The sequence below is a fragment of the Fibrobacter succinogenes genome (assembly GCF_902779965.1).
In the GTDB taxonomy this organism is placed as follows: domain Bacteria; phylum Fibrobacterota; class Fibrobacteria; order Fibrobacterales; family Fibrobacteraceae; genus Fibrobacter; species Fibrobacter succinogenes_F.
Window position 1 is genome coordinate 23,190 of sequence record NZ_CACZDK010000019.1, and the last position, 14,441, is coordinate 37,630.

Consider the following 14,441-nt stretch of genomic DNA (forward strand, 5'->3'; position numbering starts at 1 on the left):
GTTGCAAAATCTAAACCTGCGAAAAGCATTTAAAACGGTCATCGTGAAACACGATGACCGAATTTTTTATTTCCCCATAACCTTATGGGTTCTGTCCAATTGTTCAATAATATCCTCTTTAAATTTCCGTAATGGATACTGTTTATCACGAATATTAAGAGGCTTTCCCAATATTATATTTTTTATTCGACGAGTATATGCTTTAACGATTATTGAATTATTAATATCATTATTGCCACCTCCCAGTTGAGCTTGTAAAATCAACTTTGTTATTTCATCAATTCTAGGCTTACAATAATATCGATAACGAGCAAATAAATCTTTCAGCTCTATTTGCTGACATGAATACAATTCATTCAAATGAAAAGCCTCTATTGAGTTTTCAATTTTTCTTTCCATTTCTTGAGGTAAGGAATTGTTCCTTTTTATTTTAACACATATAGAATTTTCTATTGACGTCTCATCGTTTATTTCTCCATAAAAAGCATGAAACCAAGCTTTTTTCTCCACATCATCATCAGAATCCTTACATTCAAAAGCCTCTTCATACGGATAAAGAACAAATGCCCTTCCATCCACATCATATTTAAATTCTTCATGTTCAGTTTGTTCAGTTTTACTCGCATATTTATTTAGAATATCTCCTTTTTGTTGATTACATTGAGGACAAGAAGGTATGAAATTATACAAAGAACATGAAAGGTAAGGATAATCAGATTGAGGAAAATAATGATCTAATTGGGGACGACCATCACCATCACCTATTGTAAAAATATATTGTCTTCCGCAATAAGGACATACATCTACATGCAATTGCTTCGTAAATTCATATGCACTCCATCTTTTTTTTTCAAGTACCTCACCATTATCTTTTTTTATTTGAAAACTACCTCCTTCAAAATCTCCGTAACCAAAATATTCTTTTAAAATTTGCCCCACACTCCATTCCCGTGATTCTGTCCAACCACGTTTTTGAATTTTTACAAGTATGTTTTTCACATAATTATACTGTTCAAAAAAAAAGTTATTCTTTTCTGCCAAAAAATGTAATATTCCAGGATTAGCCAATACAATTTCTTTTAGTATAGACTTATCCCATCCTAAAAAACGCTCTATAAAAGACAATACATTTTTTTTCCCATTTGGCAAAATATCTTTTAATGGAATATCTTTATTTTCTAAATAATACTCATACCATTCCCAATGAAGATTTTTAATTTCTTCAGAAAGTTTTATTTTAATCATTTTCTAATGGCTCCACCTCATCAATCAAACTTCTAATTACCGAATCGCCAATACAATCCAAAATATATTTCGCTTCTTCCACATCGGTTATCTTCGACTCAACTCCCTGTTTCTTTTTTACTAATTCTTTCAATTTCCATTCAGCAAAAGCACCAATTGTATGCTCCATAAAAAACGAATCATAAAACATTTCACCAATATTTTCTGCAAAGGTCCTTCGTTCTTTTCCCGAATAATCTTGACCACCTTCTTTCAAGAATAGAACATTGCTAGTAGGAATATCTGACAATATAAATGGAGAATGTGTTACTAAAAAAATGTTAATTACACATTTCTCATTTATTTTTCTAATCTTTAGCATTTGAAGCAACGTATTTACAAATGTTCGCTGATATTCGGGGTGGAAACAAACCTCTATTTCATCAAAAACGAGATTAATGTATTTATACGCTAAACGATCTCCTCCATTAGCCTCATTTGATGTCTGCACAGAAATCAAATTCATTAAATGATATAAATGCGTTGAAATCGTTTGATATTTTTGATGTTCACCAGAACTCAACTGTTTATAATCAATAAGAACATTTTTCGTTTTATTTTTTAATTCAATATTTTTTTCAAAAATCGAAGGAGGCAAATGTTCAATAATATCTCCTAAATTTTTTTCTTCATATCTATCATAAAATAATTTTATATATTTTTTATAATCAAATTTAAAGCCCGCAACTAACGTACGTATTATTTCGTCCCCTAAACCTAAAAAATTAATTGCTCTTTTCGCCTTTATCTCTATATGAGATTTTCCATTTAAAATTTTATCCATTAACTTTTCTTGCAACTCTGCCGTCAATACAGGCTCGGGCCTAGTTATACTATAATAACCTTTTTCATCAAAAGGACTAAATTCTCTATATCCTAAATACTCAGGATACCTTAATACAATTTGACAAATTTTTTTATACAAATAAAGCAAACATATTTTTTTCGCTCTAGGAGACTCCTGTAATATACTAAAATTAAATTTTTCCTTTAAATATTTAAACCTGGTATCAATGTGCAAATAATTATTTAAATATTCCTCAAAATTTTTATCAATACGTCCCTTTTTCACTATAGGATTTCCTTCCTTTATAAGAAAGGTATGAATTAACGAAGAAAAGTATTTTTGTAAATCTTCTTCCTTTTTAACGGAAAAATCATAAACAATATTCTCTAAAGAATAATCATCATCTATTTCTTTATCTTTTATCATTAAAGCAACAAATCTTTCTTTAGAAAGTTCTAGTTCGTTTTCCATATCTATTACACCATAATTTCGATATGGGTTTAAAACAATAGATCGCTTATAACCGTCATTCTTGTGAAAAATTGAATCAATCCAGCTAGATGTACATTCTTCATCCCACTGCTTATCTCCATCTTTTTTATGCACATAAACTTCACATATATAATTTGAAGAAATAAAAGATTGTAATGAATAATTAGATACAATTGTATAGAAAAAATTCTTTAGTTTTTCAGGCATCTCTGTATCAGAGATCCCTTTATACTTATCTTCTTTTTCTTCATATTTCTCTTTAAAGTCAGCACGATTCTTTTTGTCTATTTCAAATACTAAATCATCAAAACCAATTTTATCCCCATTACATGTTAAAACAAAAGGATTATTTTCAATAGTGAAATAAATATTTAAGTATAAATTTTTTACATAATACAAATCGGCTGCACCAGGACGATCATTTCCCCTTTCAAACATATATGAGAAATTATTTATAGCCATATACATCAAATCAAGTACAGATGTTTTTCCAGAACCATTTTTTCCCACAATAGCTTGAATATTGATTTTATCCCCAAAAAAGGAATTTGGGTAACTTTTTCTTTTTTTTTGTAAAATAAGATTTCCACTTTCGGCAAATTCCTTTTCATAGAAATCATTAAAAAAGAATCGTTTAGGCAAACTTGATTTTGAGAAATCCTCCGCAGTCAAAAGATTTTTATAAATGTTTCCATTTGTTTCAACAATATCTTTAGATGCAGTTATCTCTAGACAATTAATACTAAATCTCATTGTGTAATCCTTTTTTCAAAAAAATAAATATGCCATATTATGCATATTTATTTTTCAAACATTATATTATTTTTTCTCTATACTAATGTTTTAACATTTTTGTACAAATCTATCAGATGATACACAGACATGTCAATAAGAGGCTCAAACATAAATGCATTAACATGAATATTTTCAGGGGTCATTAAATTAACTTTATCTAAACAAATTATCGAATCATCAGTAAAATTTTTCCGATATTTATCATATAAATCTCTCGTTTGATCTTTTGTTATATTATCAAGATCAGCCTTTTCTCCTAATTTAGCAATCATATATTTTTCAGCTAAAAGTCGAATAGCAATTGATAATGTAAATTTATTTTCAAGTGCAGTTTCATCAATATTATGATCTACAGAAATAATCTCTGCTACCTCATAAATTAATTCATGTACCTTTTTTGCTCCATAGCTAATAGAATGCGTCTGTAACTTAAATATTGCCTTTTGCATAATATCAAAAATATCAGAAACAAGTATTAAGTCACTTCCTTTCTTCAAATGTAAGCACGAAGTCAACTGTTTATATTCTGAAGAATCCTGACCTTTAGTATACTCAATAATATTCCTTACAAAGGGAATTAAAGAAATAAAAATTCGTGAATCATCCACAGATCCACCAAAAGTCATTGCAAAAGCATCCTTTATGTATTTACCCTTTTGGTTTATTTTAATTTCAGAATCACATTTTGTTGCAGTCCAAAGGTTGCTTCTTGATATTCCAAGACGACTAGCTATAGTTCTGTAAAAATCAAAATTATGTGTTAAAATAATGGCATAAAAAAGATTTGTATCATCATCTTTTAAATCCTTTAAATATTCAATAATTGCATACTTATTTTTATAATCGAATGAATCAGCAATATCATCGCAAACTAAAATAGTTTGCTTTCGTTCCGCTTTTCTAGCCTCAATTTCAAAAAGAAACTGAAGCATAAAGAAAGCTCTTTTTTCACCTTTACTTAATACATTCGTTATTTTATCTTTATCGCAAATTTTCTGTTCTCTATTATCTTTATATTTAAAATTAAGAGTTGCAACTTTTTCCTTTAAGATGACATCTTCCTGATTTTCCAATATCACTTCAAATGGAACATGAAATCTTGAATTGTAAATTTTTACAATTGTATTCCAACGGTCATTTTCTTTTTTTGCATCTTCTATAATCTTCTGCAATTCAACTAGTTTTTCATCATATTTCTTTACAAGATTTTCAACATCATTTTGCAAAGTTTTTAAATACCCATACCATACCTGTTTTTTAAATTCATCATAATTTTGAATAGAAGGAATAATACTACGATCTTGTTCTATAACATTTTCAAATGCTCTTAATTCAGCATTTTTATCTATTTCTTTTTCAATTTTATCAAATGCCTTTTTTAACTTATCATCATCATTTATTTTTTTCCATTCATTATCTATAATTTTTTTCAACTCATCATGAGATCCTACCGACAAATCTCCCTTCAAAATCATTTTATGCTCAGCCTGAAAAAAAGCACCATCGGATACCGATTTACTTATAGTATCAGCTTGGAACATTCCAAATGATTGTTGATTTTCTTGGCCTTTATGAAAAAAATCTGATTTTTCTAACAATTCTACATAGCGATCCATGTATTCTTGAATTAAGGAGCCATTTTTTTCTATAAATTTTTTTACGTGTCCCTTTTTATCAAATACATCATTATATCTAAAACTATATAACCTATATTCATTACATAAATCAGGTTGAATTCTTTTCAAGCAAGAAAATAAATCATCCGAATCAATTTCTTTAAATGTTTCAACTATTTCTGACTCACAATCAGTACTTTGAGACTTCGATTTTAAATTAGCAATAAAAATTTTCTTTTCTGCATCCAAAAAACTATAAATGCTATCATATTTTTTCTTTAATTCCTTACTCGCAATAAATGAAGAAATTTTTTCTTTAGTATCAATTTCATCATCTGGATTAACAACAAAAATTGCTTTTGGATCTAATAAAGTATCATCTAATTTAATTTCACATGAACCCTTTCTATCTTCAAAAATACGGTCAATAGGCTCTTTTCCGTCCGCGTAATAAAGAAAAGTTTTTGCAAAAGATGATTTCATCGTTCCATTAGATGCATACACAACAAAGTATTTATTATCATTTGAAAAATTAAAGTTGGTTTTTAATTTTCTTATGCCAAAGCAATTGGTAAAATCAATACTTAAATTCATTTTATACTCCTTAAAAGAATTTTCTCGCCTAATTTATACTTTCACTAACACCTTGTCAACAATAGGTATCAAAGTAAGTTTTTTATAAACTTCTTACTTTTATCTGTTATGGACAATGTTTATTTGCAATGATTTTGAGATTGTTCATCATTCAGGATGACATAATCAATGGCGATTCCGGCTCGATTGACGGGGTAGGGTAGGCGGGGCATTGTTCAGCACTTTTCCATCAAACATTCCGCGCGGTTTCAATTGAGTCTTGGCGCAGTTTTCTCTCACACTCCGCGCAGTCTATTTTGCAATCCACATTTGCAGCATAGGCATTCCAGCGCAGTTTCCTTCCCGTATCCTGCTGCACTCTTGTTTAACATCAACAGTGCAGTTTCTTTTTTTTGCATTTCTACAAACATAAGGTGATTCCCGCTCGGTGGCGGGAATGACAGCATAAAGAAAATGTCACTGGATTCTTCCGCCTTTGGCGTCAGAATGACGGTGCAAAGGGGTGGGCGGGACGGGGCTATGTTCGGCGCATTTTCGTTCTGCATTTCGCGCGCAGTCCCATTCCGCATTTTCCGTGCACTCTCGTCTCACAATTCCAACGCATTCCCGTCCCGCATCCCGCGCATCTCGTTTAGCAAACTCAGCGATATTTCCTTTCCGCATCCCCCAAAAATTTTTACTACTTTTCCTACTATGATCAAATCGCAAGTTATCGTGCATCCTTACAACATGGCGCAATCGGACTGGGTTCGTTGCATTTCTCCCTTGACGCAGTTCATGGGGCCGAATGATTTTCAGATCACGCCTTCAATTACGCAAATTATCTGCAACAACAAAGACGCGCTCAAGCAGACGCGCGCGGTGATTTTGCAAAAACCGACGGCGCCGGGGCGCGCGCAGATTGCGTTATTCTATTCCAAGCTCAAGAAGGAATGCGGGTTCAAGTTGGTGACCGACCTGGACGACTTGCAGTGGGACTTGTCACCGATAATCGCTTCGTACGCAAAGAACATTCCGAATCACGACCAGATGATGCTCACGAGTCTCAAGCAGGTGTTGCCACTATTCGATGTCGTGGCCTGCTCGACGCGATACCTTGCAAGTCGCATCAAGTCCGACATCGGCGTAAACGCGGTGGTGCTACCGAACGGTGTTTCAAAGTCGCTGTTCGGGATGAGGCAGAGGACGTCTGCGTTCACGGGTAAACCGAAGGTGATGTATGCCGGCAATCTCGGGCACTTCACTGCCGAAATTCCGGGTGATCTCGAGGGCGCATGGATTCCCTGGATTCGCAAGCATATCGAAGACGGGAGCATCGACTTCCAGATTTTTGGCGAGCCTGATTTTCTGAAGGACCTCGACGGAAAATTCACGAAGATTCCGTACACGAACTTCATGCAGTTTGCATCGACGGCGGCAAGTTACAGGCCCGATTTTTACATCACGCCGCTAGCGAACAACAATTTCAATAAGGCGAAGAGCGACTTGAAGCTCAAGGAAGCGGCGGCACTCGGAGCGGTTTTCATCGGAACCGATTTTGCGGGGAGTCCGTATAGCTACGCTCCGAAGGAACAACTCGTTGGTTCAAATGCAACTGTCGATGACCTCGATGCGATTTTCAATAATCTCTGCAATCCGGAAAAATTTATGCAGGCCATCAACTGGCAGTACCAGGCGATGGAAGAAAAACACTGGGCACACGAGGATCCGGAATTCCAGAAAAAATTCGTGGCGACGTATTTAGGTTAAGGGAAATGCCCGATCATGTCGGGCATGACAAACTGCGATTTTATTAAAATGTTTGCATTACGTGGGCACAGATAACTTCACTGTCGCGTTTCAGAATTTGCTTTATTTTCACTTTTGCGTAACATCTCGGCAGCGCGTTCGATATCACGTTCGCGGATGGCTTCTTCTACACGCTTGTTGAAAAGTTCTTCCGTATGAATCCGGAAAATTTCGCGTTCCTGTTTGACGTATGCCGAAAAACTCATGATGTACAAAATGGGAATCACAACAACAAGCGTCTTTTTTAAAAATTCTATAAATTGATTTCCATCGACTTGTACCGTCGTAGAAACAACCGTCAAAAATCCAAGCTGATTGGGATCTACAAAAACAAACAACAACAACAATAGCGATGCGATAAACCATGCGTTCAAAATCCTTTTCGGGAACCGTTCCTTGAGAATGCCGCGCTGTTGCATGTATCCTTCTTGGCTCTTGACCATATCGCTAAAAATGAAGTAATTCAAAATGTAACCGACAAACGGAATACAGGTGAGGAGCACCGCGCCCATCGGCGAAAACGATGTCGTCGTCAACAACCGCAAATTCGAAATTGCCCGATGCAGCCACGACAAATAACTAATGCAAAAAACAACTAGCGATATGAATATACCGGCAGCGATACAAAAGGAGAGTACCATAAAAAGCATTCCCGTAAACAAAACCAGCAAATCTCCAAATAAGAGATATATGCTCGCTATCATGAAAACAAATTGCAGCCAAAAAGCGACGAAAAGAATAAAGATGACCTTAATCCAAAAAAGCACGCGCTCTCCGCGTTTCGTATTATCCTGCATAAATCCTCCAGTCAAAATATAACAATTGCAAATTTACTCCAGTTACTACAGGTATTTTTTCGTAGAAAGAGCACTATAAATAGGCAAAAATCTATTCACATTCATCTACAAAAAACAAAGAAGGGTAGTCCATAAAGTCGCTAAAGATTATTCGCGCATTTTTCCTGACATTTATTCTAAAATAAGATGTGTTGATATAATGTACATATTTAAAATAAAATTTTCACAGTTTAACATCATTTTTTACAATTTATCCACTTATTCAATAGACTGTTTCACGTGAAACATGTTTTAGTGGAAATATATAAACATCGTCTATCAACAAAAATTTTAAAATAATAGCGACTTTAATTTCAGTTATAAATCCGTGTTTATAGATTCACTTCATTTTATTAACATACGCAAATAAAAATTATCAACATATAAAAAATCACCAAGCCCATTATGGAGCTCGGTGTTAATAGATTCTTCTAAACTTTTCAACAATCGTCTAGAATGTCACAGTGCGCGGCGGTTCAGTGAAGCTGCAAAATGTGGCAGACGCATCCTTGAAATAGAGAACTTCGGTGTTTTCATCGTCCGGAGAATACATGCGTTTTAGTTCGGGGTAGGCTTCGAGCATGTGGACCTTGGGTTCACGGCGGTCATCGCGGACGAGAGTTCCCGACAGACGGAGCCACTTGGAGCAGGTTTTGTCCATAGCGCAAAGCTGCACCTTGCCGTTTTTCTGGATCTGCTTCGAAACATTCTTGGACTTGCCCGTCTGGATGTAGAGCTTGCCCTCGAAAATTTCGATAGTGCCGAACGGGCGCACCTTCGGTTCATCGCCATCGACCGTTGCGAGGAAATAGGCGCCGCATTCCTTGATAAAGTTTTTGACTTCTTCCATTATATACTCCTTAATGAAATTACAGTGGATAATATATAAAAAGAATAGGGTATTAAAGAGAGAATAATTGAATTTGCGAAACTTCTCGATAGATTTTTTCCATCTCTGCACTGAAACAGCAGAAGACAACTTTCTTGACATTCCGCGCAGAGAACTCACGAACAGTTTTCACGGCAATTTCAGTTGCTTCTTTCCAGGGATAGCCGTAAACGCCAGTAGAAATAGCGGGGAAGGCGACAGTCTCGCAACCATTTTCTTCGGCAAGATCAAGACAGCTTTTATAGCACGATTCCAAAAGTTCGGGTTCACCATGTTTGCCATCGCGATAAATTGGACCCGGGGTATGGATTACAAACTTCGCCGGAAGCTTAAAGCCCGGAGTGATTTTTGCCTGACCCGTCTTGCAACCATTCAGGGGAATGCACGCCTGCAAAAGTTCCGGACCCGCTGCCCTGTGAATAGCCCCATCGACACCGCCACCTCCCAACAGCGAACAGTTCGCCGCATTCACAATAGCATCGACTTTCAGCTTGGTAATATCACCCTGGATAATTTCAATATCGATCATAAAAACCTCATAGAATCAAATATATAATATTGAGGCGGTATTCTTAAAGCACCATTCATATTTTTTTACCTTATTCAAAACCATTTATTATATTAATTCTTATGAAAAGTATTATTCTCATTTTTAGTTTTATGGCAGCCATAGTGAACGCCTCATCTGATGTCGATTGTCTCCGCGCCAGGTTAAAGATATTCGTTGCACAATACGAAGCGCTCAATGACAATTACCACGGGCTGATTATAGACAGCACCTGTACTAAAAGCACCCAAAACAAGTTTACCTTTTCAGATGACCATACCTATTTATGGACTTCATACGCACGTTTAAGTCCAAATACTGAATTTCAGAAAAGGGATCCTGAAAAGTTGAGTTACAAGGCAAAGATTTCACAAGAAGGCGACTTCAAGATATACGACCGTGGTCCAGAAATATACAGAGTTTTTCATACGGAAGATTCCGTTTATATCGAGAAAAAATCTAGCTTAACCGAAATCACCGAGAATATATGGCACATAAAAAATGATACCCTCTATGAAGTAACTATCAAAAGCGACACTACCATAGAAACAGATGGAACCATATCCAAAATACCGCATTCCACATCTACACTCATAATGACATACGATCCTGGATTCAAAAACAGATGCTATGAAACTTATTTGAGCGGTGGTAAATATGAGGTATTATATGAATATGAATCTAGGGGAGACACCCTCATAGAATATTATGGAGCATTGCTAGGAAACGTAGGATTCGCCACTGCACACAGTGAAGCAACCGACAGTGTTTGGAGCAGGACTTTCTACGTACCCTTCAATGCAGAATCAACTTTAGATATCATTCGTAAATCCCGCCCAGGAAACATTCCTAAAGAAGCAAAGTCATTCGACCTTCTCGGCAGGCCCGCAAGGAACGAACACTCAATCAGAGTACTGAGATAGAATCGAGCAGATGTTGGGGCACTTGTTGGGACTTTGGCTGTGTTTGGACTCTTCGAGTCCTACCTTAATCAGCTCGGAAATAGAAACAAATAAATTTGTTTCTACTTCACTCGCCTCATATTACGTTGGGACTACGATTACATCGTAGTCCTACACTCTGCGAATACCAAATAAAAACATACGAGTATGTTTTTGCTTGGTATTCTTGATTGTGTTTCACGTGAAACATATTTTTGGTTATAGGATCTTTTTTATTTCAGTTTGTATATTAGGTACAGAGGTTTTATGAAGATTGAACATGTTGCCATTTGGGTTAAAGATATCGACAAGGTTTGTGAGTTCTATCGGAAATACTTCGGTGGGGTAGTCCACCCGATTTACCATAACCCAACAAAACAATTCACCAGCCGGTTCATCACCTTTAAAGAAGGTGCCCGCCTAGAAGTCATGCACCGCCCTGATATAGATGTTTGGACCGTAACTTCGTTACAGTCCAACACCCATCGGTCAGCAAATAAAAAAATGCGAGCATTTTTTCGCTTTCTGACCTCGGCCGTGTTTCACGTGAAACAATTGCAAACCGAGGAAGCGACGGGAAACTCGTTTACCGACATTTCCGAGGTGCAGCAAGTTGGCTCCGAAGGAGCAAACACGATAGCGAGTGTCGCGACAGGACGTTTGCGTACTGGCATGACCGAGCATGAGCATGTAGGACACAAAGTGTCCAAACAATTGCAAACCGAGGAAGCGGCGGGAAACTCGTTTACCGACATTTCCGAGGTGCAGCAAGTTGGCTCCGAAGGAGCAAACACGATAGCGAAGCCAGACACCCAACATCTCGGGTTTACCCATCTTTCCTTTTCCGTTGGTTCAAAAGAAAAGGTGGACCGCCTGACCAAAGAAATGTTGGGCGATGGAATCGTCATTGTAGGACAACCCCGAACTACCGGCGATGGGTATTATGAAAGTGTAGTCCTCGACCCCGAAGGAAACAGAATCGAGATTACTGTATGAAAACACATCTGCTCATTTTCGTTTTCTGTTTTATTGTTAGCCAGGCATTCGCAGCCCCTGACGTTTTAAACGACAACACTATAGCAGAAAAAGATACCTTTCTCGTAGAGAAGAAAGAACTCACTCAAAACAATAAAACAGAATCTTTTCATTTATGCTACTTATTGAGCGTTGGGTTCAATTTCGATTCCAGCATATCTGATTTAGACGGCATCATAGCCGGTACAAGCATATTCGATTCAAAAAGACTACTCGCATACTTATATATGATTAGGCTTGATGTAAAAGAAGTTTCCAAGAACGATATAGAAAGAATCAGTAGACTTTCAATAATCAACCCCATACTGGATTTCTTTTTAGGGGCATCAATAATCTTTACGCAATCCAATAAGAAACTGACAAATATTCTTCTCCATGCCATGTGGATAAACGCAGGTGGAACTGAATTCATATTATTGGGAACTCCTTTCCTAAGCATATCCCTCACAGAAAGTCATGCATTTAAATGGTACTTCATCGAAAACCACTATTACGATAACAAAAAAAATGAAAAGGAAGAAAAAGAAGAATTTTTTTACCTCAACGATATTGGCTATTCAATGGAATTTGGAATAAAAGCCAACATCTTCCCTGTATCTGTCATTGCTGGATGGCAAGCTGAAGCAACAACGAAAAATCGAAATTTTGGGTGGTATATTAGAATATTAGCAATTCCGATGTCATTCTAGTCTAATATTTTTGTTTCACGTGAAACAGTCGATAGCGAGAGTCGCGACGGGGTGCTTGCACACCGGCATAACCGAGCATGAGACTGTAGAACTATAACGAAGTTATAGTCTCAACATTTTTAAACTGAAATATTCAAATCATGTTTTCCAAAGTACTTACCATATTCCTCATCTTCATATCTTTTGCCTCTGCAAAGATATCTGCACTGGAAGATTCAGTGCAGGATTCCACTTTTTCTATAGACCTAAGTAACATCTATGAAAACAAATACAATCCTTTCCAGGTAATATTCCTAGGGGGGATAGGATATACATCTACTAAAAGATTTGAAGTGGATATATTTTGCATGAGCGCTCAAGACATGGGGAGCAAACTTTTCGGCATCGACCGACTACTTGCTGACTATACATTTTTAAGATTTGACCGCAGGCTAGAAAAGACCGAAGGTGACAAGAAAATCGATGACTTATCAATCGGAAGTGCAGTATCGTTTATAGGATTTGGTTTTCTCGGAATGGCAGCTCCAAAAGAAAGTACCTTACGGAAAATAGCACTTGGAGGAATGTGGTTTGCATCCGGAACAACAAAGTACATATTGCATGGGAATAACCTTTCTGGAGTTGCACTGGCTGAAAGCCATGCCATAGAATGGTTCCTTAGATCTGAAGGAAAAGACAACAAATATCATTATTCCGCTAAAGAGTTCGGATTCATCGAAGAAGTGGGTATACAATTTGGGATTTTCTTAGCTCAAGTAACGGCAGGTGCATCTTTTGAAATAACCAACAAGCAACGCAACATTGGATGGTTCTTGAAAATGATTACACTTCCGTTCTTCATAGAAAACTTTTCGCGACAAGAACAAAAACCAGCTCACTAACAAATATCCTTGCATTTTCTCATCCATTTGATTAGATTTACACACAACTTAATTATCTATTTAATCTTTTCAAATATATCTTGGGGGAGTTATGAACTCTAAAATTCTTCTTTTAGCAGCAGCACTATTTGTTGCCTGTAGCGACGATTCTTCAAGCACAGCACCCGTCAACAATCCACCCATTAATAATACTGTAGGATATACCTACACCAACTGTCTCCAAACAGTATTCGATTACAAGAGGTCAGTTCTTTCTCTCTACGACAAGGATTATCATGGTTTAGTACCAGACAGTCTTTACATGGACAAGGGTAGCGCTAGTAATAGAGGCAAATCCATCTACATTTACAAAGACTATTGGAACGGCACACACCTCGACAGCGTTTACGAAGCAAACCTCCGCAATGGTGAATGGACATACCAGACCACTGTAAGAACCCTAGAACCTACAGTTGTACACGAAGGCAACATTTGGACAATAACTGAAACAGTCGGCGATGTAAGCAACACAATGACCATCTATTTCGATGGGGATTCCCTGGCCACCACATCCTCCGACGAAGACGGCGAATTTACCATCACTTACGTCATGAAAACAGATACTATTTTCAGAATTGATTATAATGAAATCATTGTCATGGACGAGAACGATAAAAATACCTGCTATAGGAAAGAACATCGTGGCGACATTTGGTACACCTGGAATCGTTACGAAACTGGTGTTAAAGACGGGATGGTCATACTGACCGATACACATACGGAAGATGGGGAAGACCGCAAGACCGGAACTTACTTCTTTTTATACCGCTAACATTTAGCTTTAAATTTCTTGAACATCCCCCCAGAATCGGGAGGATTTTTTATATGTTTGGACTATAGCAAAGCCATAGTCCAACAACCATCGGTCAGCAAATAAAAAAATGCAAGCATTTTTTCGCTTTCTGACCTCGGCTGTGTTTCACGTGAAACCTCTACAGGGCGAATGTAGCGCCCATACTTGTATGGGCATTACTGAGCCCCAAGAGGTAGGATACAAAGTGTCCTAACAATTGTAAACCGAGGAAGCGGCGGGAAACTTGTTTACCGACATTTTCGAGGTGCAGCAAGTTGGCTCCGAAGGAGCAAACATAGTCCAAACAAAAACAAAGCGATTCTCACCTTAACAACATTTGCGCAAGCGCTATGTTGGTCGGCTCGGTTATGGAAAGCATGCAAGCATACTTTCCGCAACTCTCGCCTTAACAACATCTCAACATTTATCAAAATG

General features: G+C 36.8%; 12 protein-coding genes and 1 pseudogene. 7 read left to right on the plus strand and 6 right to left on the minus strand.

What is annotated here, in order from left to right:
* Window positions 1-66: 66 nt before the first annotated feature.
* From HUF13_RS10010 to HUF13_RS10020, 3 genes are all read right to left on the minus strand, one after another.
* Entirely contained in the window at window positions 67-1,245 is a 1,179-nt protein-coding gene (locus HUF13_RS10010; protein ID WP_173474994.1) for an HNH endonuclease, read from the minus strand.
* Entirely contained in the window at window positions 1,238-3,316 is a 2,079-nt protein-coding gene (locus HUF13_RS10015; RefSeq protein ID WP_173474995.1) for a hypothetical protein, read from the minus strand. The genes HUF13_RS10010 and HUF13_RS10015 overlap by 8 nt, the downstream gene beginning before the upstream one ends.
* 77 nt (window positions 3,317-3,393) lie before the next feature.
* Window positions 3,394-5,568 (minus strand): AAA family ATPase, encoded by a 2,175-nt coding sequence (locus HUF13_RS10020; RefSeq protein ID WP_173474996.1) that lies wholly within the window; start codon window positions 5,566-5,568, stop codon window positions 3,394-3,396.
* A 693-nt stretch (window positions 5,569-6,261) separates the two neighbouring features.
* Between HUF13_RS10020 and HUF13_RS10025 the strand changes: the two genes are divergently transcribed.
* Entirely contained in the window at window positions 6,262-7,317 is a 1,056-nt protein-coding gene (locus HUF13_RS10025; RefSeq protein WP_173474997.1) for a hypothetical protein, read from the plus strand.
* Window positions 7,318-7,394: 77 nt separating this feature from the next.
* Here the strand turns inward: HUF13_RS10025 and HUF13_RS10030 are convergent, their stop codons facing one another.
* The 3 genes from HUF13_RS10030 to HUF13_RS10040 form a co-directional block, all read right to left on the minus strand.
* Window positions 7,395-7,901 (minus strand): hypothetical protein, encoded by a 507-nt coding sequence (locus tag HUF13_RS10030; protein WP_173474998.1) that lies wholly within the window; start codon window positions 7,899-7,901, stop codon window positions 7,395-7,397.
* Between the two features lie 742 nt (window positions 7,902-8,643).
* Entirely contained in the window at window positions 8,644-9,042 is a 399-nt protein-coding gene (locus tag HUF13_RS10035; protein ID WP_173474999.1) for a pyridoxamine 5'-phosphate oxidase family protein, read from the minus strand.
* Window positions 9,043-9,094: 52 nt separating this feature from the next.
* The gene (locus tag HUF13_RS10040; protein WP_173475000.1) at window positions 9,095-9,610 is read right to left on the minus strand and encodes an O-acetyl-ADP-ribose deacetylase; all 516 of its coding nucleotides are present in this window, start codon (window positions 9,608-9,610) and stop codon (window positions 9,095-9,097) included.
* Between the two features lie 101 nt (window positions 9,611-9,711).
* Here HUF13_RS10040 and HUF13_RS10045 point away from each other — a divergent pair, with 101 nt between their 5' ends.
* The 6 genes and pseudogenes from HUF13_RS10045 (at window position 9,712) to HUF13_RS10065 (ending at window position 13,985) form a co-directional block, all read left to right on the plus strand.
* Complete coding sequence (locus HUF13_RS10045; RefSeq protein ID WP_173475001.1) at window positions 9,712-10,551, plus strand: hypothetical protein; 840 nt, start codon at window positions 9,712-9,714, stop codon at window positions 10,549-10,551.
* 285 nt (window positions 10,552-10,836) lie between these two features.
* Window positions 10,837-11,016 (plus strand): annotated as a pseudogene (locus HUF13_RS17585) (VOC family protein); the annotation flags it as partial.
* Between the two features lie 57 nt (window positions 11,017-11,073).
* Window positions 11,074-11,565 carry a VOC family protein gene (locus HUF13_RS10050; protein ID WP_369697079.1) on the plus strand — a complete coding sequence of 164 codons (492 nt, stop codon included), beginning with the start codon at window positions 11,074-11,076 and terminating at the stop codon, window positions 11,563-11,565.
* Window positions 11,562-12,293: a hypothetical protein gene (locus tag HUF13_RS10055; protein ID WP_173475003.1), complete on the plus strand. Its 732-nt coding sequence runs from the start codon at window positions 11,562-11,564 to the stop codon at window positions 12,291-12,293. Before HUF13_RS10050 ends, HUF13_RS10055 begins: the two co-directional genes overlap by 4 nt.
* A 140-nt stretch (window positions 12,294-12,433) precedes the next feature.
* Window positions 12,434-13,174 (plus strand): hypothetical protein, encoded by a 741-nt coding sequence (locus tag HUF13_RS10060; protein WP_304039068.1) that lies wholly within the window; start codon window positions 12,434-12,436, stop codon window positions 13,172-13,174.
* Between the two features lie 91 nt (window positions 13,175-13,265).
* The gene (locus tag HUF13_RS10065; RefSeq protein ID WP_173475004.1) at window positions 13,266-13,985 is read left to right on the plus strand and encodes a hypothetical protein; all 720 of its coding nucleotides are present in this window, start codon (window positions 13,266-13,268) and stop codon (window positions 13,983-13,985) included.
* Window positions 13,986-14,441 lie beyond the last annotated feature (456 nt).